The 23,261-nt window shown below is 64.5% G+C and carries 25 protein-coding genes; all 25 read right to left on the bottom strand.

Annotated elements, in window-relative coordinates; all coding sequences use genetic code 11:
- Positions 1-2: 2 nt before the first annotated feature.
- The 25 genes from fliN to CXY71_RS18455 all read right to left on the bottom strand — a co-directional run bounded on the left by fliN (position 3) and on the right by CXY71_RS18455 (position 23,164).
- Positions 3-707, bottom strand: coding sequence for a flagellar motor switch protein FliN (fliN, locus tag CXY71_RS18575; RefSeq protein WP_104139017.1), 705 nt, complete (start codon positions 705-707; stop codon positions 3-5).
- On the bottom strand, positions 704-1,633 hold the full coding sequence (locus CXY71_RS18570) for a flagellar motor switch protein FliM (protein ID WP_104139014.1): 930 nt from the start codon (positions 1,631-1,633) through the stop codon (positions 704-706). Before CXY71_RS18570 ends, fliN begins: the two co-directional genes overlap by 4 nt.
- A gap of 44 nt (positions 1,634-1,677) precedes the next feature.
- Positions 1,678-2,544, bottom strand: coding sequence for a flagellar motor protein MotB (locus CXY71_RS18565; protein ID WP_104139011.1), 867 nt, complete (start codon positions 2,542-2,544; stop codon positions 1,678-1,680).
- Entirely contained in the window at positions 2,541-3,410 is an 870-nt protein-coding gene (locus tag CXY71_RS18560) for a motility protein A (protein WP_104139007.1), read from the bottom strand. Before CXY71_RS18560 ends, CXY71_RS18565 begins: the two co-directional genes overlap by 4 nt.
- Positions 3,410-3,643 carry a flagellar FlbD family protein gene (locus CXY71_RS18555; RefSeq protein WP_092450621.1) on the bottom strand — a complete coding sequence of 78 codons (234 nt, stop codon included), beginning with the start codon at positions 3,641-3,643 and terminating at the stop codon, positions 3,410-3,412. The genes CXY71_RS18560 and CXY71_RS18555 overlap by 1 nt, the downstream gene beginning before the upstream one ends.
- Before the next feature lie 159 nt (positions 3,644-3,802).
- Positions 3,803-4,729: a hypothetical protein gene (locus tag CXY71_RS18550; protein ID WP_104139004.1), complete on the bottom strand. Its 927-nt coding sequence runs from the start codon at positions 4,727-4,729 to the stop codon at positions 3,803-3,805.
- A gap of 187 nt (positions 4,730-4,916) precedes the next feature.
- Positions 4,917-6,110, bottom strand: a complete 1,194-nt coding sequence (locus tag CXY71_RS18545) for a flagellar hook protein FlgE (protein ID WP_104139001.1) — start codon at positions 6,108-6,110, stop codon at positions 4,917-4,919.
- Between the two features lie 55 nt (positions 6,111-6,165).
- Positions 6,166-6,591 carry a flagellar hook assembly protein FlgD gene (locus CXY71_RS18540; RefSeq protein ID WP_104138999.1) on the bottom strand — a complete coding sequence of 142 codons (426 nt, stop codon included), beginning with the start codon at positions 6,589-6,591 and terminating at the stop codon, positions 6,166-6,168.
- A 15-nt stretch (positions 6,592-6,606) separates the two neighbouring features.
- Entirely contained in the window at positions 6,607-8,115 is a 1,509-nt protein-coding gene (locus CXY71_RS18535) for a flagellar hook-length control protein FliK (RefSeq protein WP_104138996.1), read from the bottom strand.
- A complete protein-coding gene (locus tag CXY71_RS18530) occupies positions 8,112-8,786 on the bottom strand; it encodes a C40 family peptidase (protein WP_104138993.1) in 675 nt (224 codons plus the stop codon). Before CXY71_RS18530 ends, CXY71_RS18535 begins: the two co-directional genes overlap by 4 nt.
- Positions 8,783-9,241 (bottom strand): flagellar export protein FliJ, encoded by a 459-nt coding sequence (locus tag CXY71_RS18525; RefSeq protein WP_104138990.1) that lies wholly within the window; start codon positions 9,239-9,241, stop codon positions 8,783-8,785. Before CXY71_RS18525 ends, CXY71_RS18530 begins: the two co-directional genes overlap by 4 nt.
- On the bottom strand, positions 9,238-10,581 hold the full coding sequence (locus CXY71_RS18520; protein WP_104138987.1) for a FliI/YscN family ATPase: 1,344 nt from the start codon (positions 10,579-10,581) through the stop codon (positions 9,238-9,240). Before CXY71_RS18520 ends, CXY71_RS18525 begins: the two co-directional genes overlap by 4 nt.
- A complete protein-coding gene (locus CXY71_RS18515) occupies positions 10,578-11,207 on the bottom strand; it encodes a FliH/SctL family protein (RefSeq protein ID WP_158253158.1) in 630 nt (209 codons plus the stop codon). The genes CXY71_RS18520 and CXY71_RS18515 overlap by 4 nt, the downstream gene beginning before the upstream one ends.
- On the bottom strand, positions 11,197-12,240 hold the full coding sequence (gene fliG, locus CXY71_RS18510; RefSeq protein ID WP_104138982.1) for a flagellar motor switch protein FliG: 1,044 nt from the start codon (positions 12,238-12,240) through the stop codon (positions 11,197-11,199). Before fliG ends, CXY71_RS18515 begins: the two co-directional genes overlap by 11 nt.
- Entirely contained in the window at positions 12,237-13,880 is a 1,644-nt protein-coding gene (gene fliF, locus CXY71_RS18505) for a flagellar basal-body MS-ring/collar protein FliF (protein WP_104138979.1), read from the bottom strand. Before fliF ends, fliG begins: the two co-directional genes overlap by 4 nt.
- Positions 13,880-14,194, bottom strand: coding sequence for a flagellar hook-basal body complex protein FliE (locus CXY71_RS18500; protein ID WP_104138977.1), 315 nt, complete (start codon positions 14,192-14,194; stop codon positions 13,880-13,882). The genes fliF and CXY71_RS18500 overlap by 1 nt, the downstream gene beginning before the upstream one ends.
- Positions 14,194-14,583, bottom strand: a complete 390-nt coding sequence (locus tag CXY71_RS18495; RefSeq protein WP_104138974.1) for a flagellar basal body rod protein FlgC — start codon at positions 14,581-14,583, stop codon at positions 14,194-14,196. The genes CXY71_RS18500 and CXY71_RS18495 overlap by 1 nt, the downstream gene beginning before the upstream one ends.
- Complete coding sequence (locus CXY71_RS18490) at positions 14,580-14,921, bottom strand: flagellar basal body protein (RefSeq protein ID WP_104138971.1); 342 nt, start codon at positions 14,919-14,921, stop codon at positions 14,580-14,582. The genes CXY71_RS18495 and CXY71_RS18490 overlap by 4 nt, the downstream gene beginning before the upstream one ends.
- A gap of 260 nt (positions 14,922-15,181) precedes the next feature.
- Positions 15,182-15,529, bottom strand: a complete 348-nt coding sequence (locus CXY71_RS18485; RefSeq protein WP_104138968.1) for a hypothetical protein — start codon at positions 15,527-15,529, stop codon at positions 15,182-15,184.
- Positions 15,522-15,950 carry a flagellar export chaperone FliS gene (gene fliS, locus CXY71_RS18480; protein WP_199184377.1) on the bottom strand — a complete coding sequence of 143 codons (429 nt, stop codon included), beginning with the start codon at positions 15,948-15,950 and terminating at the stop codon, positions 15,522-15,524. Before fliS ends, CXY71_RS18485 begins: the two co-directional genes overlap by 8 nt.
- Positions 15,951-15,955: 5 nt before the next feature.
- Complete coding sequence (gene fliD / locus CXY71_RS18475) at positions 15,956-17,305, bottom strand: flagellar filament capping protein FliD (RefSeq protein ID WP_104138965.1); 1,350 nt, start codon at positions 17,303-17,305, stop codon at positions 15,956-15,958.
- A 437-nt stretch (positions 17,306-17,742) separates the two neighbouring features.
- Positions 17,743-19,041 carry a type IV secretory system conjugative DNA transfer family protein gene (locus CXY71_RS18470; RefSeq protein WP_104138963.1) on the bottom strand — a complete coding sequence of 433 codons (1,299 nt, stop codon included), beginning with the start codon at positions 19,039-19,041 and terminating at the stop codon, positions 17,743-17,745.
- A 3-nt stretch (positions 19,042-19,044) separates the two neighbouring features.
- Positions 19,045-20,268: a hypothetical protein gene (locus tag CXY71_RS18465; RefSeq protein ID WP_104138960.1), complete on the bottom strand. Its 1,224-nt coding sequence runs from the start codon at positions 20,266-20,268 to the stop codon at positions 19,045-19,047.
- An 88-nt stretch (positions 20,269-20,356) separates the two neighbouring features.
- Positions 20,357-21,136: a hypothetical protein gene (locus tag CXY71_RS18460; RefSeq protein ID WP_104138957.1), complete on the bottom strand. Its 780-nt coding sequence runs from the start codon at positions 21,134-21,136 to the stop codon at positions 20,357-20,359.
- Positions 21,137-21,151: 15 nt separating this feature from the next.
- Positions 21,152-23,164 carry a hypothetical protein gene (locus CXY71_RS18455; protein ID WP_146072876.1) on the bottom strand — a complete coding sequence of 671 codons (2,013 nt, stop codon included), beginning with the start codon at positions 23,162-23,164 and terminating at the stop codon, positions 21,152-21,154.
- Between the last annotated feature and the right edge of the window lie 97 nt (positions 23,165-23,261).

Here is a 23,261-nt window from a genome sequence, read left to right as displayed (position 1 = left end):
TATTACAAGCCTTCGACGACGTCGAGAATCTGGGTGATGCGTACGGCGTAGTCCTGGTCGACGACAACGATTTCGCCATGGGCGATGAGACGACCATTGAGCAGAATGTCGGCGGGGGCGCCGGCGGAACGGTCCAGTTCAATGACCGCACCGGGTTCGAGCGAGAGTACGTCACGAACGGCCATGCGGGTGCGGCCGATCTCCACGGTCAGGGTCATTTCGACGTTGTTGATGCGGCCGAGGTTGCCGAGCACGGCCTTGTTGATGGTGGCCGTTCCCCCGCCGATGGTGCCGTTGGAGCGCAGCCGAATCGCGAACCAGCCGGTCACGACGCCGCCGGCGCTGAGCTCGAATACCTGGGTGTCGTCGGCGAGAAACAGAGCGGAGGCGTCTTCGACGCGGGAATCGCCGAGCACACCGATGCCGAGCACGCTCGCCGCGCTCTCCAGCGCGGGCCGTAGCACGTCCTGGCTGGAGACGAGAGATGGAGCAGCGCCGGACGCGGCGTCGAGCGAGGACGCATCCATGAGTACGACGGCCAGGTCGGCTGAGCTGGACCCAACGAAGGAGGCCACCACACTGGAGCCGAACCTGGCGGTCAGGGCGGCGCTGCCACTATGCACGGTGGCGTGCAGAGGCACGGCCGTGGGGAGAACGCGCAGCAGTGCGTCGACGGCGGCTTCGGAGACTGACTGGTTGGAGATCATGAGGTGCTTTCTTCGGTGTCGATGACGATGCAGGCGAGGCGGGAGCCGTTGGCTCCGACGGCGGCCCGGGCCAGGGCTTGGCCTCCGACGGCGAGATCAAGCGGGCGATGCTTAGGGTGCGGGATGGGGAGCACGTCGCCGACCATGAGGGAGAGAATTCTGCTGGGCAACACTCGAGCCGGGGTCAGCCGAAGTGCGACATCGACCGGAACGGCAGCGAGCTGTGCCTGCAGGTATTCGGCCGAGTTCGTGGTGATGCGCACCGGGTTGGCCTCCCCCATCTGCGGCATGAGTGCCGCGGCGGGGATGGCCAGTGTCGCCGTTGTCGTGTTGCGTTCGATACGAATCGAGAAGGTCGCAACGATCATCAGGTCGGCCGGGGCCGCAGCCTGGGCGAACTGCGAGTTGTACTGGATACCCTCGACGGCGAAGTCGTTGACCAGCAGCGGGCCGAATGAGTAGCGCAGATCTTCGAGCGCCTCGGTCATCATCTGGCGCATGAGTGCGAGTTCGATCGGGGTGAAGTTGCGCTCGGCCGGAATCACCTGGGAACCGTTGCCGCCAAGCATGTGGTTCACCCAGGTCAGTCCGGTCACTGTCGGCAGTTGAATGACCGACCTGGCCTCCAGCGCGGCGATCGTGCAGAGCACCATGGCCGTTTTGGACGGCAGGGATCCGGCATATTCGTCGTAGGTCTGCATCAGCACCTGATCACAGGTGATCGTGCAGAGCGCACGAACCCGTGCGGTGATCTGAGTGCCCCACTGGCGGGCAAATGTCTCGAAGGCGAGTTCAAGGACGCGGGCATGATCGCGCGCCAATGTCGTCGGCCGGCGAAAGTCATACAACTCCACCGACTTGGCCGCTCTAATAGGCGCACCTGTTTGAATCTGTTCCTGGACCGTCACGTTTGCACTATCGGTCATGGGCGTCGAAATGTTAGAAGTTGAGGAAAGGTCGTTTATGCTGCCTAATGCCCCGATGTAACTGGGGCGCTGTCTTCCGTTTCGCTGGTGTCCTGCGACAGTGTGCCATCGACGGCCGCGGGAATCAGATCTCGCACGCTATCGGGCAGGGTGGAGAGCAGCACAATATCGACGCGCCGGTTCTGGGCCATCTCCGAGAGACTGCTTCCCTGGGACACCGGCCTGGCCGATCCGTAACCGACGGCGCCGATAAGGGCGGGATTGACACCACCCTGCTCGACCAGACGCCGAAGCACCTGGGTTGCCCGCCCGGAGGAGAGCTCCCAGTCTGTGGCGAAGGTCGCCGACTGTCCGTGCTTGTCGGCATGGCCTTCAACGGATATCTGCAGTGCGGAGTGGATGATGGCCGGTGCGGCAGCATCCAGCACGGCCACGGCAACGGCGCTAAGCGCGGTGCTGTCCGGGGCGAAGAAGGAGTCTGTTCCCACCAGCCCCATAGTCAGCCCACGCTCGTCGATAAAGAATTCCACCCGCTCAGCCATACCGGCGGCCGACAGGTTGGCATTGATGCTTTCTTCGGTCGCTTTCAATGAGGCAACCTCGGCCACGGCCTGTTGGGCATCGGTGAGGGTCTTGTCGATGAACCCTTCGGCCACGTCGTCGACCATTTCGGCGGGGACGACGACGCCTTCAGCGGTGTCGATGCTGCCGACCTCGACGGCACCGAAACCGGTGGCGAGCGAATTGGCGAGCTTTTCAAACTTGCTCTGGTCGACCGTTGACATGGCAAACAGCACGATGAACATACACATCAGCACGGTGACCATGTCCATGTACGAGGCCATCCACCGCTCGTCGTGGAACTCGGGCTCGTCGTCGTGGCCCTTGCGTCTACGTCCGCGCGCGCTCATGCTGCTTCGGCGTTGTCTTCAGCCGCGGACTTCTTGCCCTTGGACTTCGTTTTGATTTTGCTGGCGGGCACCTCGCCCGCCGCTCCAGCAGCTTTCGCCTTCGCCTCACCCTTGGGCAGGTCTTCGAGCGGAACCATGGCACGCAGGCGTTCGCCGAGCAGACGCGGCTGACTGCCGGCTTGCACGGCGAGAACTCCCTCCATCAGGAGCGTGAGGCGGTCGATTTCAATGTCCGACAGGCGGCGCAACCGCGCGCCAATGGGAAGCCAGAGAAAGTTGGCCGAGAGCAGGCCCCACAGGGTGGCGACGAACGCGGTGGCGATCATTGGTCCGAGGGTCTCGGGGGTGGACAGGTTCTCCAGCACGTGAGTCAGCGACACGACGGTACCGACGATGCCGACGGTCGGGGCGTAGCCGCCGAGGCTCGTAAAGAACTTCGAGGCGCTTCGCCCCGATCTAGCCTTGGTGGCGATTTCGTCTTCGAGCTGCATGCGCAGCTCGTCACCGTCGGTGCCATCGGCAATGCTCTGCAGGGCGCCACGCAGAAACGGGTCCGACACGTTGTCGGCTTCCTGCTCGAGGGCTAGCAGGCCCGATTTGCGGGCGGTCTCGGCGATGCCGACCACCTGGTCGATAACCTGCACCGGCGGTGTGGTCTTGCCTCGAAACGCTCCGGGGAGAGCCTTGAATGCGGTGATGCTGTCTCGCACTGTTCCGCCGGCGATACCGACGGCGATGGTCGCTCCGAAGACAAGGATCATCGGGGCGGGAAGAAGAATGGACATCACCGACGCGTGCTCGAGGGTGATCATGGCAACGAGCGAGCCGAAGGCCAGCGCGATACCGATCAGTGTTGCAGGATCCACTAGATGGCCCGTGGGCCCCGCGGCAGGTCACTGGCCGTCGGGTCATAGGCGAGGGCGATGACGTGAGCCCGATAGCTCGCGATCTTTTCGATGACTTCGTCCATGGATTCGGTCACGATGAAGTTGGCACCATCGACCATGACGAGCGTCGTGTCCGGGTTGGCGTGGATGCGTTCGATCAGGTCGGGATTGATCGCAAAGTGGCTCTCATTCAGCCGCGTGAGTACGATCATGAGCTCTTCCCTGGTTTTTGGCACCCCCAGACGAGGTGTCAACCGCTACTGTCGGTCATTGCGCGACTGGCGTTAGGTCGCTTAGGTGCCCGTGTCCAGCCGCATCAGTTCAGCGGACAACTTCGGTGGGTGCGCGCCCCGATCACCCGCCGAAGTTGTCTACTGAACGGGCCGGGGAGACCCGAGCCACCCGCGACGCTGCAGGTTGCGGGCGATCCGCGCCACGAGCGCAGCCTCGTGTCGCAGGTCCTCGGCATTGACCCGGGTGACGTGCAGTCCCTCAGACTCCAGCTCGGCGGTGCGGGTGAGATCTCGGCGCCACTGCAGCTGGTCGGTTCGGTGCTGGTCGCCCTCATACTCGAGGAGCTCGCCGTAGTCCTTGAAGTACAGGTCCGCGCGCGCCAGAAACCGTCCGGAGGCGGAGAAGACGTTCTCATTGACAAGTGGGCGCGGCAGACCGTTCGTCACCACGACGACCCGCAGCTCAGACTCCGGCGAGGATTCGGCGCGGTCGCTCAGCAGCAGGAGAGCCTTGTGCAGGAGCAGCTTTCCGCGCCGATGGCCGTCGACGGCGTGGGCGAGCTCGTCGAAGGTGGCCAGGGGCGATTTCCAGTGGATCAGAAAGTCGCCCACCGCGACCAGCTGGCGCAGGTTCAGGGTGTCAGCGATATCGCACCAAGTGCGTGCCGGACTCGTGATGCTGAGGCCGAACCAGTCGATCAGGTCGGTGTCGTGCACGCCCAAGGAGTGTCCGGTGACGCCATTCAGCCGCAGGGCGCGGCCGGGCAGGGGAACACCCACGTGCAGGGAGGTGGAAACGCCGGAGCGATGGAGCGGGAGCGGTGCACCCAGCAGCAGGGCTGCCGTGTCGTGACTGAAGAAGCTGCCCACCGGCATACGTGTGGCGAGGGCGGAGCACCGGGTGCGCACGCTCAGCGAAACGGATGCCGGTGTGCGCACGCCCCAGAATGGGCGGGCCAGGTCGATGGCGCGCATGCGCCCGGTGGAGAGCCCGTTTTCCGTGCCGCGAGCCACGGTAAAGGGGTGGGTTTGCAGGTGCGGCGGGAGGTTGCGTCGTTCGTTCACGACAAGAGGATGACGCATTCCGTGCTCGCCCGTTGAGGTTATGCACAGGCTTGGGGTGAGTGGACAACTTTGTGGGGTGCGGGCGGTCCGGAACCACCCGAAGTTGTCCACTGAGGCTGAGGGCAGGGAAAGAAAGGGGGCACCCGTCGGAATTGAAGGGTGCCCCTTTGGCCCTCCGGAGGCGGGGTTAGCGCTTCAGGTTGGTGAGCTCCTGGAGGACCTCGTCGGAGGTGGTGATGATGCGGGCGTTGGCCTGGAAACCACGCTGCGCGACGATGAGGTTGGTGAATTCCTGCGACAGGTCGACGTTTGACATTTCGAGGGCGCCGCTCGAAAGCGAGCCGAGGCCGTTGGTGCCAGCGGTACCCACGGCAGGTTCGCCCGAGTTGAACGTGGCGCGGTAGGCGGAGCCGCCGGCCTTCTCGAGTCCGCCGGGGTTGACGAAGTTGGCGAGGGCGATGCGGCCGATGGCGAGCTGCTCACCGTTGCTGAACAGCCCGACCAGTGTTCCGTCGGCACTGAGCGTGTAGGAGTTGAGGGTTCCGGCGGCGTTGCCGTCGTCCGCAGCGCCGGAGACGCTAGTGAGGTCGGCGTAGCCTTCGAGGTTGCTCAGGTCAATGGCGATATCTCCGCCCTTGACCATAAGGTTTCCGGACGCCGTCAAGGTACCTGTTCCAGAGGCAGTGAGCGTCTGGGAGTTGCCCGTCGCTGTATCAGTGACTGTCCAGCCGTCCGTCGGATCAGATGTGGCCCCGAGTGAACGCGTGAACGTAAGCGTCACAGTGCTTGTCGCACCAAGCTCGTCGTAGACCGTGAAGTCGCGCTTCAGAACCGTGCCGTCTTCAGCATCGGAGGGCAGGTTACCGCCGAATGCCGCAGTGGTCGTGGCCGTCGCCCCGATGATCGCGCCGACCGGCAGGGTAATGTTGCTGGTCGGACCACCGTCGGCAACAACGCCGTTGTTGGCACCCCAGCCCTGCACGATGGCGCCGTCGGGCGTGACCAGGCGGCCGGCGGAGTCGAAGTCGAAGGAGCCGGCGCGGGTGTAGAGGGTTTCGCCGCCCATTTTGGTGATGAACAAGCCGTCGCCGGAGATCAGTAGGTCGGTGGACTTGCCGGTGGCCTGCGAGGAGCCCTGCGAGAAGTTGGTGGAGATACCGGCAACCTGCACGCCGAGGCCGATCTGGGCCGGGTTGGTGCCACCGACCTCGCCCTGGGGAGCGCCGGCGCCAGAAGTCAGCTGCGAGAGCGTGTCCTGAAACTGAGCGGCCGAGGCCTTGAAGCCGGTGGTGTTGACGTTGGCGATGTTGTTGCCGGTGACGTCGAGCATGGCCTGGTGCGAGCGAAGACCAGAAATGCCGGAGTAGAGAGAACGAAGCATGAGAATGTTCCTTTCAAGAAAGCGAATGAAGGTAAAAAGTGTGGGTGTCGCGACGTTAAGAGGAGGAAGCGGCCGTGGTCACACCGGAGACGGCGTCGAGGGCAATCGATTTGCCTCCGATCGTGACCTGCGGAACTGCGTCCTTGAACGAGACCGAGGAAGCGATTCCGATCGCCTCGGTGCCGTCATCCATCGTGTAGGTGACGGTTTGGCCGACGAGCGCGGCAGCGGATGAGCGCCTCTGCAGCGAAAAGCTCTCCTGGCTGGCCGTGGCCATCTCGGCGATTTTCTCCATCATCGCCAGCTGGGTGGTCTGGGCGATCATCTGGTTGGTGTCCATCGGCGAGGAGGGGTCCTGGTTCTGCAGCTGGGTAACCAGCAAGTTCATGAACACCTCCGAGTCCATCGACTGGTTCGGCGTGCGGGTGGTCGCGCCGGAATACAACCCGGCGGCCCCGGCGGCTACTGCGTCTACTGGCATGGTTGATCTCTCTTTCTAAGCCATTACGTCGATAGTCGACGCGGATCCGAATGTGAAGGGGCGAAGGGGTTGCTCGCCGCTAGCAATGTCGCGCCCGCGCGCCAGCAGGTTTTCGGGCGCTTGCTCGGGCCGCGGCTGCTTGGTGCCCGCCGAGTCTCCCGCCAGATCGCCCGCCTGGTTCTGTGACGAAAGATTGAGTTGTGCGCTCAGTCCCCCGCCGGCCAGGTCGCGGCGCAGGTCGGGCATGATGGCGCGCAAGGCTTCGCGGGCCAGATCGGTGGGAGCAAACAGTTCCACCCGAATATTGTCGAGCGATACGTGCGCACGCACGGTGACCGGGCCGAGGTTGTCGGGGTTCACTGTGATGGTCAGCGTGTGCTGGCCGGGTGCCACATTGGCCAGCGAGAACAGCGGCTTGGCAATCTGCGCGGCCAAAGGCACCGGCAAAGCGGATGCGACGGGCGCGGGTGCCGCGACCGGCGTCAGGTTGGCCGTTGGTACCGCCGGCGCGGCCAGGCTGGGTGTCGGGGACGAAGCTGGAGCATCCGTCGTGACGATGCGCACGGCGCCGAGCTTCGGGCCGCGACCGGCTTCGTTCGCCATTGCTGTCAGGGTCGTGGCTGCAGCGGCCGTCGGTGCCGTGGACGGTGTCTGCGCTGCGGCCGACCCTGCGGCCGACCCTGCTGGCGCGCCCGGCGCGGTCGGCGCGATGCCGGCAACGGTCGCGCTGCCCGGCAATGCCAATGCGTCGGTGCCGGTAACGGACGCCGCAGCCGGGGTCGAGGCTGTGCGGGCGGCGAACCCGTTCAAGGGTACGGACAGCGCGGCTAGTGCACCGGCCTGGCTCGAAGCTGCGCTAACGGCGGCTGCACCGGTGGTCGCGCTCGTTGCTGCGGTGTTGACGTCAAGAGCATCAACGTCGGCGGGACCGGCAGCAGTTGGTCTGGTGGCGACTTCACTGGCCACCGACACACCGGAGGTAAGGGCAGCGCCGCGCGCTCCGGCGGCAGCGTGGGCTGTTTCGAAGCCCAACTTGTCCACAGCGACAGCGCCGAGTTGCATCGGAGTAGCGCCAGCGGCTGCGGTGTCGCCGGACTTCACAGCAGATGTCGATTCGGTCGAGCTGGGATCCTGCTCGATCGACGACTGCTCATCATTCGCGCTTCGGGCGGCGGCCCGGTCAGCAGCGGATTCGGCGGCGACTGAGTCGGCGGCCACTGAATCGTTGGCCGACGAATCGTTGGCCGAAGACGTGATCGAGCCTGCAAAGGTAGATTCGCTCGCACGATCGGCGGTTCGCGCAGCAGCACGGTCGTCGGCGTGAGCCTCGTGGGCGGAACGGGCGCGGTCAGCATCCGCTGTGGCTGAACGGCGAGCGGCCTGGAGGTCAGCGACGGAATCGGCCATGGCCGAGGCGAAACCGTTGGCTCCGGCCGCCGGAGTGCCGGTGGCAGCGCCCGTCCGGGGGGCGCCGGTCAGGCCGACTGCTCCGCCGGAACGGAGGTGGTTCAGTGCGAGGCTCATGCTGCGCCGCCCTTGGCAATGGCAGCGAAGGCGGCGCTCAACATTTCTGTCGTAGGCACTGTTGCGCTGGCAGCGCCCGTGGTTCCCGCCGTGATGCTGGGAATAATGCGACGAATGGTCGTGATCTCCGAATCTGACATATAGACGTCCCGCAGGCACACGTCGCGCCCGGGGTATGGTGCGTGGATAATCTTGTTGTCGCCGGCGTAGATGAGAATGTGGTCGCCGCCGCCGGTGACGATGAGGTCGCCGGGCAGGGCTTCGGCAAGCGATGCCACCTCGGTGCCCATCTGCATCTGGCCGGAAACCAGTCGGGGCATAGCTATTCCAACATCGGAATATACCTTTTGCACGAGGCCGGAGCAGTCCATTCCGCTCGCGTCCTCACCACCGAAGACGTAGGGGACACCGAGGTACTTCTTGGCGGCGTCGACGACGTTGGTTCCGGTCGCTCCGCTCGTCGCTCCAATAGCAGATGTCCCGGCAGCGGATGCCCCGCCGGCCGTGCCCACTGCCGCAGCCATGGAAGCGGCGAAGCTGTCGGCCGAAGCTGTTGCGGCGGTCGCCGTGGCTGCCGCAGCAGTGATCGTCGCCGCGCGCGGCCCGAAGGCGAGCTGCTGCATCATCGACTGGATCTGCTCGATGCGTCCCATAGCGGCAATCATGGTCATTCTGAATCACCTTTCTGGGGCGAGGTTGGAGTGTCGGTGCGGTCTCGGTGCCAACGCGTCGAAGCGATTTCATCGAGCACGATTTGTTCGGCGCGAAGGTCTTCGGCCCGGGCGGTTTCGTGGTGACGAACCTCGAGCTTCTCCAGGGCGATCGCTTCGGCGCGAGCCGCATCGAAGGCCGCCTGCGCCTCTGCGAGCGACGCGGCGTTGTTGCGGCCCAGGGCGTCGAGGTCGGCCAGCATGCTGCGGGACGACGATCGTGCGGCGGCCATGGCGTTCATGGCTGCGACGGTGTCCGGCGTGATCGCCGTGGCACTGAGGGCCGACCGTGCCCGGCCGCGACGCGCTTCATTCGCGGCTACTCGCGCATTCGCTTCGGCAAGGTCGCTCGCCGCCTGGTCCTGCTGCAGGTGGCGCAAGCGGAGCAGGCCCGCCAACGGAAAATGACGAATCATTGCACGCCACCCAGCTTGCTGGTGAGTCCGGCGAGCTGCTGCCAGGCCGCGTCTGAGGGAGTCTGGTCATCCATCCGCTGCTGCAGGAACGACTTAATGGCGGCATCGTGCGCGACGGCAGCGTCGACCAGCGGGTTGGTGCCGGTGCGGTAGGCACCGACGTCGAGCAGGTCCTGAGCGCCCGACCGCGCGGCGAGCACCTTGCGCAGGGTGGTCGCGATGGCGTTTTGTTCCGGCGAGTTCACCCGCGACGCCACGCGCGAGATCGAGCCGAGTACGTCGACGGAGGGAAAATGGCCGGTGATGGCGAGTTTACGGTCGAGAACGACGTGGCCGTCGAGAATGGACCTGGCAGCGTCAGTGATGGGTTCGTTGTGGTCGTCACCGTCGACGAGCACGGTGTACATGCCCGTGATCGAGCCGACTTCGTCGGTGCCGGCGCGTTCGAGCAGGCGAGCCAGCACGGAGAAGGTCGACGGCGGGTAACCGCGGGTGGCCGGCGGTTCGCCGACCGACAAGCCGATTTCGCGCTGGGCCATGGCCACGCGGGTGAGCGAATCCATCATGAGCATGACGTCGGCGCCGCGCGCGCGAAACGATTCGGCAATGCGGGTGGCGGTGAAGGCCGCCCGCATCCGCATCATGGCGGGTTCGTCAGACGTGGAGATCACAACAATGGAGCGGGCCAGCCCCTCGGCCCCGAGGTCATCCTCGAGAAATTCGCGAACCTCACGGCCCCGCTCCCCTACCAGGGCGATGACTGAAACTTCGGCATCCGTTCCGCGGGCGATCATCGACAGCAGCGAGGACTTGCCGACGCCACTGCCGGCGAACAGGCCCATGCGCTGGCCGCGACCGACCGTGGTGAGGGTGTCAAGAACGCGCACTCCCAAGTGCAGCGGAGTGGTGATGCGGGCGCGGTGCATGGCCGAGGGGCTGTCGTTTTCGAGCGATACGGCACCGTCAGAGACCAGCGGGCCCTTGCCGTCGATCGGGCGACCGAGTCCGTCGATGACGCGGCCGAACAATCCAGAACCGGTAGGAACGAGAAGGGGGCTGTGCGCGGCGCGCGCGGGGGCACCGGCGCGGAGTCCGGTCATGCGTCCGAGCGGCATGCAGCGGATGATGTCCCGAGTGGTCGCGACGACCTCCGCGTCGACGCCGGGGGCATCCGTTTCACCGCCGAGAACGACGAGGTCACCGATGGCGGAACGCAGGCCCCGCACCTCGACGCCGAGGCCGACGATCGACGACACGACGCCGATACGCTCGGGGTGTGCGACACGCAGAGCCGAGGCGAAGGCGTCGGCGTGCGGGCGCCACGTTGTCGTCGCGGTCATGGGGTCTGCCCCGCGACATCGGCAAGCAGAATCTCTTTCGCGCGCGCCAGGGCGGTCTCGATACGGGCATCGAGAATTCCGTCGTTGAATTCGGCGATGGCATCCCCGCGATTGATTTCCGCGTCGGAAATGAAGGTTACGCCACTGAGGCGCACGGTCGCCGCGTCGAGAAGCGGCAGATCTTCGGGATTCATGCGGATGCTGTGGGCCGACGTGCGGTCGCCGGCATCAACGGCGCGCATGGCGCGGTCGAGGGCCCGCCGAGCGGATGGCTCGGTGCGGCTGAGCTCGTTGCCGATAATGGCCTCGGCCAGCTGCAGCGCGCAGGCCAAAAGAGTGTTTTCGGCGTCGCCCAGCACCGGCAGGCTGCGCTGGTCGAGGGCGGCTGCTGCGGCATTCAGCACGCGCACTCCGCGATCCATTTTCGCCGCTACGAGACGCGCGCCCTCTTCGCTTTCCGATTGAAGGTCGAGCTTGACGCGATCGATCTCGACCGTCGCTGCCCGCAGGCCCTCGGCGTAGCCGGCAGCGTGCCCCTGAGCGCGCGCGGTTTCGTCGGCGCGGATGCGCTCGTCGTTGTGCAGGCGGGGAAAGGAGATTCGACCGAAAACGGTGTCAGCTGACATATTCGTCGTCCGATCCGCGCTGCACAGTGATGATTCCCTGGGCTTCCATGTCGCGAATGGCGCGCACAACACTTGCACGGGCATCCTCGACTTGGCTCATGCGAACCGGGCCTAGGCTGCGGATCTCGTCGTCGAGCACGTCGCGATTGCGCTCGGATAGGTTCGCACGAATGACTTCGGAGACCGCGAGGGTGGTGCTCTTCATCGCCATCGCGAGAACCGTGGTGTCGATTCCGCGCAGAACCTGCTGCACGTCCCGGCTTTCGAGCTTGACGATGTCGTTGAAAGTCAGCATGCGCGAGCGCACTTCTTCGGCCAGAGCGGGGTCGCTCTCTTCGAGGCCTTCCAGCAAGGCGCGCTCGGTGGCGGCATCGGCTTGATTGAGAATATCGACGAGCGGCTGAATTCCGCCAACGACTTCGGTGACCTCGCGAGAGGCGAGGGAACCCGCCCGCTGCTTGAGGGACTCGGTCACGACGCGGATGGATTCGGGGGTGGCGCTGCCCATCGTGGCGATGCAGCGTGCCACATCGGTGCGCAGGGCCGGGTCCATGCCGGTGAGCACACCGGAAGCCTGGTCGCGGCGCAGGTGCGCGAGTACGAGGGCGATGGTCTGCGGCATTTCGCCGTCGAGCAGGTTGAGCACATCGGTGGGTTCGGAGGAGTCGAGAAACTCGAACGCCTTGCTGGCCATCGAGGTCGCCACGCGGGTCATCATGCCAGCCGAACGCTCGGCGCCGAAGGAGGCTTCGAGCAGGCCCATCGCGAAGTCGTGGCCACCGCGGGCGTGACGCCCACCGCGCTGGGTCATCTCGTGAAACTCGGTCAGAATCGCCTCGGCGATGCTGGAGTCGACCTTGCGTAGCTGCACGATCTCGGAGACGATATCCTCGGCCTCGACCTCGGTGAATTCCTTCATGACCTCGGTCGCGCGCTGGCGATCCATGTTCATGAGCACGACGGCGACTTTTTGGGTGCCGGTGAGGGGAGTATCCGTTCGGGCGACCGTGGGGATCGCTACGGTCTCGGTCATGCGCTCTGCCGGTCATCCATCAGGCCGCGCAGCTGCTCAGCCATGCCGCGGGGGTCGTTCTGAGCCAGTGCGTCGATTTCTCCACGACGGATGTCTGCTTCCGTCGGTTCAAAGTGAACCGTACGAATGACCTGGGTCGGCAGGTCGGTCGGGTTGAAGAACAGGGAGCCAGGACCGGCCATGGCAGAGTTCGAAGGGTTGGCGCCGGGTCCGGTGAGAGCGCCGACACCGCCAACGCCGCCGAGCATGCCCTGCGTCTCGCTGAGTTCGCCGATCTCGACCGATTCGCGGCGCTGACGGCGTGACCGCCTGGCGTAGAACACGAGGCTGACGACGATGGCGGCCACGATGCCGAGCGTGATGACGGCGACGCGAATGATTTCGGCGGTGGCCGCTGCTGAGGCGGCATCCGTCGACGCTTTGAGCGCGGCGGCCGCTGCGGTCGCGCCAGCGGTGCTGAAGGCCACGACCTCAACGGTCACGGCGTCGCCGCGCACGGCGTCGATGCCGGCCGCCGAGGTGACCAGCGAGGTGACATCGGCAACGTTGATGTCACCGGCAGCGTCGGCGTTGAGGGCGACGGATACCGTCTGCCGAGTGATCGATCCGGCCGGAATGGTGCGGTTCTCGGTGACCTTGTTCACGGCATTGTTGCGGGTCGTGGATTCGGAGGTGAAGGTACCGTCGGTTCCTTCTGTCGTGGCCGCCGTGTCGGTGCCGAGCACGCCGGCCGCCGCGCCGCCGGTGCCGGTGTAGGTCTCGGTGTCGACCGAGTCGTTCAGGGTGAGCGCTTCGGTCGGGGAGGTGAAGGACTCTTCGACGCGGGAGGCTGATTCGGTGCTCAGGTCAGCGGCGACGACGACGGTGGCGTTGCCGACACCGACGACCTTGTCGAGCATGGCCTGCACGGCGCTCTGTACGCCGAATTCATAGTCGGAAACCTGCTTGTCGGCGGAGCCGGTGGCGCCAATTCCGACAGCCGAAAGTACGGTGCCGGTCGAGTCTACGACGGCCACATCCGAGGCCTTCATGCCGTCAATGGAGGCGCTCGTCAGGTGCACAATCGCCTGAACCTGGTCGCTCGACAGGGTGACACCGTTGCGGGCCTGCACGAAAACGGATGCCGTCGGCGCGTGCTTCTCAGATACAAAGACGCTGTCTTCCGGGATTGCCAGCTGTACCGACGCGGTCTGCACGCCGTCCATCGCTCCGATGGTCTGGGCTAGTTCGCCCTCGAGGGCACGTTTGTAGGTCACCGACTGCTGAAACTCGCTCGATGTGACACCCATGGTGTCAAGCAGCGAGTATCCCCCGGTGCTCGAGGAGGGCAGGCCGGCCGCAGAAGCCTTGATGCGCTGGCTGTAGACATCCGCTTCGGGAACAAGGATGCTGGCACCGCCATCGGCGAGTTCATAGCTGATGCCGTCTGCGGTGAGCTGGTCGACGATGCTGCTGGCGTCCGCGCCGCCGAGACCGGTGAATAGGGGGGTGTAGGCAGGCTTGGTGAGGAACATGCCGAGCGCGGATGCGCCGAGCACGAGCACGGCGATGCCAATGATGGCCACCGTGCGCTGGGCGACGGTGAATTCGCGAACGGCATTGCCGAAGCGGCGAAATATCGAACTTACCTGACGGGGCATTATGCCTGCATCCTCATGATCTCGTTGAATGCGTCGACGCCTTTGTTACGAATGGCAGCGACGAGTTCCATCGTGAGCTGTGCACGGGTACTGGCGATGGTGGCGGTGTGAATGTCATCGAGGCTGCCGTTGACGGCCTGAATGGAAAGTTCGTTGGATGCGGACGACAGGCCCTGCAGGTTGTCGACGGCGCCGGACAGCGCGTTGCCGAAGCCGGCCCCATCGGTCGCGGTGGTGCTCGAAGAGCCCATGACCCCGCCAGTGGTGCTGGCGCCAATGATGGCGGGGGGAAAGCCGATTGCGCCAATAGGCATCAGCCACGTCCGATCTGTAATGCTGCTTCGTAAGCGGTCTTGGCCCGGTCAACCACGGCAGCGTTGGCCTGGTATCCACGCTGGGCCATGATGAGGTGTGCCATCTGCTCGGCCATGTCAATGTCGGGGTAACGCACGTAGCCGGCCTCATCAGCGAGCGGATGCGTCGGCTCATAGACGAGAGTTCCAGCCGCGTCTCCGAAAGCGGCAGACGCGGCGACCCCGGAGGTACCCTGACCTTCTTGAGCCATGATGAAGCGCTCCTGAAAGGCTGGACCGTTGGTGGCCTTGACCGTGTTCGCGTTGGCCAGGTTGTCGGCAATGGCGTCGAGCCACTTGCGGTGCATCGTCATGCCGCTGCCGGAGATGCTGATCGCGTCGGTCATCAGTTGGTCCGTAGGGCGGTACGCATGGCCGTCGCCGGGCCTTCAACGGCCTTCGCCGCGAACTGGTAGCGCAGCAGAGCGTCGATGTTGGCGAGGGTCTCGGTGTCGAGGTTCACGTTGTTGCCGTTGAGGTTCGTCGCCTCGGTGGAACGCGTCGTGGCCGCGGTGACGTTACCTTCGCCGGCCTGCACCGACTGGGCCAGGGCGTTCTCGAACGAGACAACCTTGGCGTGATAGTTCGGCGTATTGATGTTGGCGATGTTGTTCGCGATGGTGCGCTGGCGTAGCGCGAGGCCATCCAGTGCGCTGGTGAGGGCCACAGAGGTCACGGAATCAAGCACAACTACCCGTTTCGTCGACGAAAGACATAAACGGCCAATCCTTGGCCCGATGGTGAGCAATCCGTGCTCGATAGTACCTATCGGCTGGGGTAGATGCTGCGTTAGGAGTTTTGCAGAAAGATTTCAAAAATTGTGGCGATACAGCCGGTTGGGCCGCGTGGAGCCGAATTTAGGCCCGTTTCCCGGCCGTCGCCGCAGGGTAAACCGGCAAATATATGACACGTCGTAGCGCGTGGCGTGAGGTGACCCAGAGAGACCGGTCAGCCATCAACGTCGAGATAAACGGATGCCCGCGCGTCGCGCTTCGGCGGCACCGCCCGCACCGCGGCAAGGTGCTTCGCAGTCAGATTGCGCGCCGTCTCGAGCTCGCCAATGAGCTTCTGTTGGTTCTGTAGCAGGTCCCGTACGCGTTCAGCGAGTTGCGCCGGAATGGCCCCGAGCCCCCGTGGCACCACCCACATGTCGTTGGTCGAGCCTGCCGAGACCGCCACCCCAGAAACGGAACCCGCCCGCCCGCTATCGGTGACGCCCGTAATCGACCGAGCCGCAGCATCCACTCGCAGCTCGAGGTCCTCGAGCACCGCCTCCCAAGCCGACAGGTTAGCCAATGCCGAGCACTCCGCCGACTCGAGCCGCCGGGGCCGGCGTGGCCGGCAGCATCCCGGCCGCTTCGTGCCAGGTCTGCCGCAGCGGCTCGAGCAGCGCGATGCACTCCCGCGTGCGCTCCGAATTGCGGCTCGTGTTCGCGCTCATCATGGCCGTCGACGCATACGTATACAAGGAGAACAATCCCTCGCCGCCGTCCCACGCCTCAACATTGAGCGAGGTGCTCAGCTCAGACACAATGGCCTGGGCGTGCAGCAGGTTATCCGACGCGATCTGCCAGTCCTGGCGCAGCTGCGCGGCTTCGGCCCGGTTCAGGTCGAGCAGCAGACGGTCGTACAGCATGGTGAGCAGGCGCACCGGCGTCGCCGAAAGCACCGCGTCGCGGTTGTAGCGCGAGCGCTGGGCCTGGGTCGCTGCTGTCATCGTCGTCACTTCGTCGAGTTGGTCAGTGAACTCACCTGGGCGGTGAGCCATGCGGATTGTGCGTTCATATTGCTGAGCTGTACTTCCATGGCCGAGTAGGTGCGCTCGAGGGTTGAGCGCCGCGAGGCCAGTCTCACGTCCCAGCTGTCGATCTGGGTGCCGAGGCTCTTCACGAGCGATTCCTGCCCGGTGATTCGCGAGGTGATCATGCCGTCGTACTTGTCCGACGCGTTCTCGGCGACGGCCTCGACTCGGGAGGCGATCGTGGCGAGCACGCCTTTCACATATTCCGGGTCTTCGGCCATGGCCGTGGCGAACTTGGCCGAGTCGAACTCCATCGTGCCGCTCTTGGTGATGCTGATGCCGATCTCCGACGGAGAGCGCCCGTCGATCGGCTGGCTGGCAGCGTTTAGAATCTGCTGCTTCACATCGCGCACCGTGCTGTCGCCGCTGAATACACCGGCCGACAACACGGCCTTGCCGCTCGAGTCGGTGCTGTTCACCACGGCGCTCTTGGTCGAGATCAGCGCGAACACCCCGTTGAGGGCGCTCACCAGGTCGGAGGCGATCGTGCTCACCGCGGCATCGTTGCGCGACACGCTGATGGTCACGGCTTCGGTTGCCACAGCGGATGCCGTCACCGACACTCCCGGAAGCAGGTCGCTGAAGGTGTTGGTCGACGAGGTGATGATCTGCTCGGCGTCGCTGCCGGCCCAGAGCCGCACTTTGGCGTCCTGAGCGGCCGTGATCTGCGTCATCGCGGGATCCCCCGCGTCGGCCGGGTCGAAAGAGAACGAAAATGCACTGTCGGCGCCGGTCGCTGTCGCCGTGAACTGCAGGCGATAGAGCGGGTTACCGCTCGCGTCTGTGCCAGCAGCAACCTTGACAGCCTTGACGCCGGATTCCGAGGCGTTCACCGCGGTGACGATATCGTCGAGGTTCGTTGTTCCGGCCGAAATCGTCGTTGCTACCCCCGACGCCGTGTTGGTGATCGAAAAGGTTGATCCGGGCCAGGCGGAGACCGCACTGGAAACAGAGACCTGAGCCTTGGCCAGCTGGTCGACAACAATGTCGATCGAGCCGGCCGTAGCGGATGCCCCGGCCGTCACCGATACACCGGTCGAGCTGCTCTTCGCCGAGTACAGGTCCAGCGCATCGGTCGCCGTCGCCTTGCCGGCGAGCGTCGCGAGGGACGCGATCGAGCTATTCAGTCCCTGCAGCGCGGCCATGAGCGTGTTCGTGCTCGTGACCTTGGCTTTGAGCTGGTTCTGGGGACCAGCCTCGAGGGTCATCAGGGAGTTGATGAGGGACGTCGTGTCCAGACCGCTGATGAGCCCATCGACTGCCATCGACATGGGATGCCTCTCCTGGTGCTCGATTGATCATGTAGTACGGGGTCTGTATGACGGCAGTGTTGAGCGAGGTCCAGTTCGCCGGTTCGCTACCGCCATACAAGATTGAGGGTCAGCTGCGCTAATGAGAGGGCTGAGGGTGGAGCACCGGCTGGGAGGGATGCGGCGTCGTGAACGTGGAGGCGGCATCCATTTTGATCAGGGCAACACCGCGGCTGGGGTTCGGCGAATGCCGTGCGCCCTGGCGGTAAGCGTGAGTCGCCGCACTTCGTGTGTCTGTTTGCACGCTGATGGTGTGTCCTCCATGAACAAATGATGCTGCTCCGGCCCATCCATGGGCCAGCATCATAAGCTATCGACCGCGCATGCTCGGCGGTTAGAAAACCCGGCGAGAATCTGGGCGTGAGGCCGGGGTTGCACCGGCCTCACGCCGGGTCGTGCTAGTGCTCGAAGGCGAAGGTGAATCTCAACGGAGCATGGTCGGGGATCGCCGCGATGCAGGTTCCCACCGGCAGTCGAGACAGATCCCAGTCTTCGACGACATAACCGTCGTCAGCCTTTTCGATCATGCCGGTGTTTCGCACCACAGACTCGAACCGCGAAACCTTCTTGTTCTTGCCGAACCGGTCGCGCACGAATGCCCGTGAATCGCCGTCATAGAGGCGAAATGCGAACACCGTTCCAAACGATGAGAGAACCGATGCCGCCATCTGCTCTCCGTACATGTTCTGAACCTGCTTGATATTCTGCGTCCCGACGATGAACCTGAGACCGAGCGACCTTCCGAAGTTCAACCCGTTAGACAGGTGGGTCAGCTCCGGCAGCAGAGCAAACTCATCGAGTACGAAGAACACGCGGCCGCCGGCGCGGGAACGCGACATCGCCTCTTTCATGGCCACGTCGATCATCGTCTTGTAAATTGGCGCCAGCATGGTGCCGGAGGCAATGTCGTACTCCAGAAAGAGCGCACGGGCACCCTTGGCGCGCACGAACCGGCGAATGGAGAAGTCGCCCACCCGGCCGAAGGAGGAACGGAATGACTCCTGAATCACCTGCTGCATGAAGGCCATGGTCGCCATGGTGGAGTTGGCGCCTTCCTTGGCAATGTAGTGTTTCGCTCCGCGCAGGTCGCCGTTTTCCGGCTTGTCGAGCAGCTCGTGCATTTCTGGGATCGTCATGCCGCCGACGAGCATGCGAATGTCTTGATTCGACCGATCGGCCGACTCTCGGTACATCGCGGTGACCAAAGCAACGAAGACGTCCCGTGCCGCATTGGCAAAGTAGGCGTTATCACCGGCGTTCTCCATCAGAGAGGAGAACAGTCCGTTGCACACCTCCAGAATCTCGTCATCGACCTCGCGCCCGAGTGGCACATCACGGAATTCTTCGAACAGGTTCCAGGAAACCTGGCCCTCATACTCAGCGGCCGTTGTCGCCGCGATCACGGCGTCACCCGGCTGGTGGAAGGCCTCGTAGTAATCGCCCTTGGTATCGAAGAACACCATGACGTCATCCGGCTTGAGCCCGCCACGGATCGTTTTGATCAGAGCAGAGAGCCCCACGGTCTTTCCCGTTCCGATGCCGCCGATGTAGAGAACGTGCCGTCCCATCATCGGGTCATTGAGCGCGATCCCCGTTCCACCAACGCCGTGAACGCCGAATTCGGCCGGGTTCGCACCGATGTAACCGCAGGCATCGGTCAGTACGTCGCCGCTGACCACTTCTTCAGTGAAGGCCACGGCTCACCAGTCCATTTCAGGGTCGTTGTCTGGTTCCGGGCTCGGTGTGGCGTCCTGGGGCGGCGGAGTCGGGGCCTCTACCGGGGCGGGAGTCGGTTCAGGCGCCGGTGCCTGCGTTGGCTCAGGCGAGGGTGCCTGTGTTGCGTCGGGCGTCACTGCCTGCGCTTGGTCGGGCGTCGCTGCCTGCGCTTGGTCCGGCGTCACGGCCTGCGTTGGGTCCGGCGTCACGGCCTGCGTTGGGTCCGGCGTCACGGCCTGCGTTGGGTCAGGCGCAGGTGCCTGCGTTGGGTCCGGCGTCACGGCCTGCGCTGGGTCCGGCGCCGCAGCCGGTTGTGCCGGAACCGGAGTCATTCCCGGAGCCGGCGCCTGCTGCGTCGGAGCCTGTACCGCGGCAGGACCTGGAGCCGAAGTTTGCTGCACAGGAGCCGGACCCTGTGTCTGCTGGGTCGGAGCCTGCTGGGTCGGGGCCGGCGCGGCCGCGGCAGCCTCCACCGTTATGGACTGGTTATTGATGACCGAGATCGAAGCGTTGGGTGCGGACGTAGTGGTGTTGGTCACCGCGTTGCTGGTGTTGCTGGGGGCATTGACCGAATTGTTGATGGTCTGGTTGGTGTCCCCGTAGGTGACAGTGTCCCCAGTCTGGTTGACATCACCCTGTGATTGTCCGACTCCGGCCGTCGCTGACGCCGCTCCCGCAGAAGCAGCAACGGCTGCACTGGATTGCTGGCTGGAGGGCTGGCTCGATGCCTGACTAGAAGACTGACTCGACGCCTGACTGGTAGACTGACTAGAAGACTGACTCGACGGTGCACTTGAGGGCTCGGGCGCCGGGCTGTCGAAGAGCGCATCGACTCGTTCCAGCAGCCCGAGCGCCTTCTCCAGCACGTCGAGAACACCGTTGACCGTGTCGATAGCCCCATCAAGGGCGCTGAGTGGATCGAGTGCGACCACGGGCGGAACGCCGGCTGCGTCTGCCGCCTCGGCAGCTGCCGGTACGGCCGCCCCCGCCGCAGCCTCCGGTGACGCAGACGCAGCTCCCCCGAGCAGCCCGGCGAGGACCTCCGTGATAACTGCACTGGGGTTTTGCAGCGTTTCGCTGACGTTCCCCACCAACTCGGCGGTGTCCGTCACCAAGTCGGATGCCTCCTGCAGGGCTCCGGCCACGTTCGTCAACAGCTCGACCGCGCTCTCCAGGCCGCTCACCGCGTCTTTCACCGCGTCGATCACCGGGCCACGTGCCCTGGCGTCGTGGTGACGGCACGCGTCTGCGAACCGTCAGCGGGCAGGCATCCGTTCGTGAGTCGCATTATTGTAATCAGTCCCGACCGGCGAGCTTGCCGCGTGCCTGCACGTCGAGGATCAGCGCGCCGACCTCGTGCGCGATGCGGTCGATGTTGTCGGCGTCGGCGTAGGACTGGGCGTCGTCGGCTTTGAACACGCCGAGTTCGCGAATGAGAGCCCAGACTACAACCGTGAAGCCGATGAAGACGCCGAAGATCAGAAAGAGCAAGATCATCATGAAAAGCTTCAGCAGGTCGGTCTCGTTGGCCAGGGTCTGCGAGTTCTGCGGTCCGACCACCTTGAGTGTGGCTGTCGACCGGCGCAGGATTGCAATCACGATTATGCCCACGACCAGGGACGCGATTGCGAGAAATGCGCCTCCGAGACCGAATTCCGCAGGGACATAGTCGCTGGTACCCGCGAGAACCGCGAGCATGACCATTCCGAGAAAGTTGAGGACGACCCCGATGCTGACGGCGACTCCGAGGGCGTTGAGCCCACGGTGACGGCCAATCTCGATGCCCTCAATTTTTGGAACCTGATACTCCTTGGTCTGAATCGAGGAGGAGCAGAACGTCTTGCCTTCGGCGGAGTAAACCACCCGGGAGTCGGTGACGAAGAGGTAGCTCACGAGCGAGCCGAGCGGGCGGCGCTTGCGCGTGATGGGGTAGGTGCCGAGCACGATCTCGTCGGCGAGCAGGCGGAACGGGTAGTCGACCATGGCTGCGGTGGGCGACGCGAGAGTGTCGGTCGCGGCGGTGGTGCTGGGCGGGCCGAAACCCGGGGCGGTGGTGGTTGATTCGGATTCAAACATGTGGTTGTCCTTGCGTCAGTTGGAGGTGGTGCTGCGCGGACGGCTGGTGCCGAGCGCGTCAGAAAGGTCAAAGAGGTTGGCGCCACTCGTTCGCGGCCGTGGCGTCGCCGGCTGACTGAACAGGGACGGCAGTTTCACCGTGACCCGCTTCCCAGACTTCGCCAGGTGTATCAGGGCGCCCGGCGGCCGCAACGGATGTCGCTGCATCGGCCAGTCGAGCATGGACTGATTCGGCCGCGGCCGTAGTGCAATGGCCGGCAGACCGAAGAGCGATCCCGACCCACTCGTGCGCGGCGGCGCAGCCGGGAACGTGGTGCCGAGCGTGCTCGGTACTCTTCCCTGGTCGAACCGCACCCGCGCGGCCTGCAGCTTCGTCAGTACCAGGCGTCGATACTTCACGAGCACAATGATTCCGGCGATGACGGCGAGGGCAAGGCTGGCGAGAACAAAGAATCCGGCGACCGTGGGGCCACTGCTCTGAATCGACACGCGGGTGTCCGCGCTCGAATATTTCAGTGTCGTTCCGATGAGCCCAGTGGCCTCGTCTGGCTCTGACGTCGCCGCGGTCATGCGCTGGCCGAGCGGCAGGCTGATCGTTGTCGTCGTGTCTCCCGTGACCTCGTGGTTTCCGGTGATCTTGCCGAGGCCCGCGTCGATCGTGTAGCTGTAGTCGCGAGCGAAGAAACCGGAGTCGGCGCTCTCGGTCGCCGATACCGTCGCACCCGGCGACCACTTCGCATAAGCGGATGCGAAGGCCTCGGCGTCTTTCCCGGTAATGACGGCCGTGAAGGTGGTGTCAGAGGCACCCTTCTTCGACGTGAGGGAACCTGTGGCCGGGGTAAACAGCTTCGTGAAGCCGTCGCCGACGAGGGTTACATCGGTGTTGTCCACCGTGAACGCCATGGTCGCCGTGACGGAGCCGAAGGCTGCGAAGGTGAAGTCCGCGGCAACGGACGTGATGGGTGGGGAATTGTCGAACCGCACCGGGGTGTCGGCCGACAGGTCGACGTCGATGACCTGCGGCTGGTAGTCGGTTCCGGCGCTGACCGCGTCGTGAATGGCGCCATCGCCACCGGTGGCACAGATGTTCGCGCAACTGGCGAACTCGGTGACCGATTTAGTTAGCGTGGCCGCGTCGTTGGTGTCGGCGCCCGATTTCACCTCGAACGTGCTGCCGGTTGTGCCCAGCGCCTGGTCGGTGGCGCTGGCGATAACTGCAGCGTCGCCGCTGAACAGCAGGTCCCAGGTGCCGGGCGACACCATCGTCAGGTCGGCGCCGGTCGGAGTCGACTGGCTGAAGTACTCATCGTAGACGGCCTCGTTTGCGGCGTATTGCGCCGCTGCAACCGAGAAGAAAATCCGGCGCTCGATCTGGTCGATATCGGTGATGTCCGTGGCCATCGAGACCTCGGTGAAGCCGTTGTCGATGACGCTCGAGTAGTCGTAGGTGCTGCCTTGTGTGACGCTGGTGCCGGCAAAGTCCAGCACGGTCACGCCGACCTCGTACATGTTCGAGGAGTCGGTGCCGGCAACAACGCCGTCGGCGAGCAAGCCATCGAACATCCACTTGAGCAGGCTATAACTCGTGAAGTCCTCATCGAGCGTGATGCCCTTAACCAGCAGGGAATCGGTCACCGAGAAGTTGACCTCCGACGTGGTGTCTCCGCCGCCCGCGAGCAGCGCCTGCGCCTTCTTCTGATAGTCCGCAGAGTCGGCAAAGGCCATCGTGAGCGAGAGCACGATGCCGCCGTCGGGCGCTACCTGAACACCGCTATAGCTCAGTTCGGCCGGCAGATACTTTTGAACGGATGCGTCAACCGCCGCTGCTCCCCCGACCAGATTGGCCGCATCGTCGGCCGCAAGCGTCAGCGTCATGACGCGCGAGCCGCTGCCGTCGCTCGCGACGATCATCGTCGTGTCGATCAGCGCGCCGCATCCGGTCAAAACGAGCGCTGTCGCAACCGCGACGATGGCGTGCAAGGCTCGGCGCAATCGTCTTCTTGGGGCTTTCGCTGTGGTTTGGTTCACGTGGTCACTCCGCTGCGCAGGGCGTCGGTCACGAAAGTGGTGCTTCTCGTGGCGGCGACGCGATGAAAGATGTAGGTGGGTCTGTTACGACACCGTC

It is taken from the genome of Cryobacterium sp. Y62 (genome assembly GCF_002929785.1).
Lineage (GTDB): Bacteria > Actinomycetota > Actinomycetes > Actinomycetales > Microbacteriaceae > Cryobacterium.
This window is presented reverse-complemented; position numbering and strand designations above follow the sequence as displayed.

Excerpts from the sequence above, each read along its gene's own strand:
- CXY71_RS18555 (WP_092450621.1), bottom strand. The coding sequence starts at position 3,643 with ATGATCGTACTCACGCGGCTGAATGAGAGCCACTTTGCGATCAATCCC.
- CXY71_RS18545 (WP_104139001.1), bottom strand. The coding sequence starts at position 6,110 with ATGCTTCGTTCTCTCTACTCCGGCATTTCTGGTCTTCGCTCGCACCAG.
- fliD (WP_104138965.1), bottom strand. The coding sequence starts at position 17,305 with ATGTCGATGGCAGTCGATGGGCTCATCAGCGGTCTGGACACGACGTCC.
- fliS (WP_199184377.1), bottom strand. The coding sequence starts at position 15,950 with ATGACAGCAGCGACCCAGGCCCAGCGCTCGCGCTACAACCGCGACGCG.
- CXY71_RS18515 (WP_158253158.1), bottom strand. The coding sequence starts at position 11,207 with ATGTCAGCTGACACCGTTTTCGGTCGAATCTCCTTTCCCCGCCTGCAC.
- CXY71_RS18565 (WP_104139011.1), bottom strand. The coding sequence starts at position 2,544 with ATGAGCGCGCGCGGACGTAGACGCAAGGGCCACGACGACGAGCCCGAG.
- fliN (WP_104139017.1), bottom strand. The coding sequence starts at position 707 with ATGATCTCCAACCAGTCAGTCTCCGAAGCCGCCGTCGACGCACTGCTG.
- CXY71_RS18535 (WP_104138996.1), bottom strand. The coding sequence starts at position 8,115 with ATGAGCCTCGCACTGAACCACCTCCGTTCCGGCGGAGCAGTCGGCCTG.
- CXY71_RS18570 (WP_104139014.1), bottom strand. The coding sequence starts at position 1,633 with ATGACCGATAGTGCAAACGTGACGGTCCAGGAACAGATTCAAACAGGT.
- CXY71_RS18460 (WP_104138957.1), bottom strand. The coding sequence starts at position 21,136 with ATGTTTGAATCCGAATCAACCACCACCGCCCCGGGTTTCGGCCCGCCC.
- CXY71_RS18540 (WP_104138999.1), bottom strand. The coding sequence starts at position 6,591 with ATGCCAGTAGACGCAGTAGCCGCCGGGGCCGCCGGGTTGTATTCCGGC.
- CXY71_RS18525 (WP_104138990.1), bottom strand. The coding sequence starts at position 9,241 with ATGATTCGTCATTTTCCGTTGGCGGGCCTGCTCCGCTTGCGCCACCTG.
- CXY71_RS18520 (WP_104138987.1), bottom strand. The coding sequence starts at position 10,581 with ATGACCGCGACGACAACGTGGCGCCCGCACGCCGACGCCTTCGCCTCG.
- CXY71_RS18530 (WP_104138993.1), bottom strand. The coding sequence starts at position 8,786 with ATGACCATGATTGCCGCTATGGGACGCATCGAGCAGATCCAGTCGATG.
- CXY71_RS18500 (WP_104138977.1), bottom strand. The coding sequence starts at position 14,194 with ATGCCTATTGGCGCAATCGGCTTTCCCCCCGCCATCATTGGCGCCAGC.
- fliF (WP_104138979.1), bottom strand. The coding sequence starts at position 13,880 with ATGCCCCGTCAGGTAAGTTCGATATTTCGCCGCTTCGGCAATGCCGTT.
- fliG (WP_104138982.1), bottom strand. The coding sequence starts at position 12,240 with ATGACCGAGACCGTAGCGATCCCCACGGTCGCCCGAACGGATACTCCC.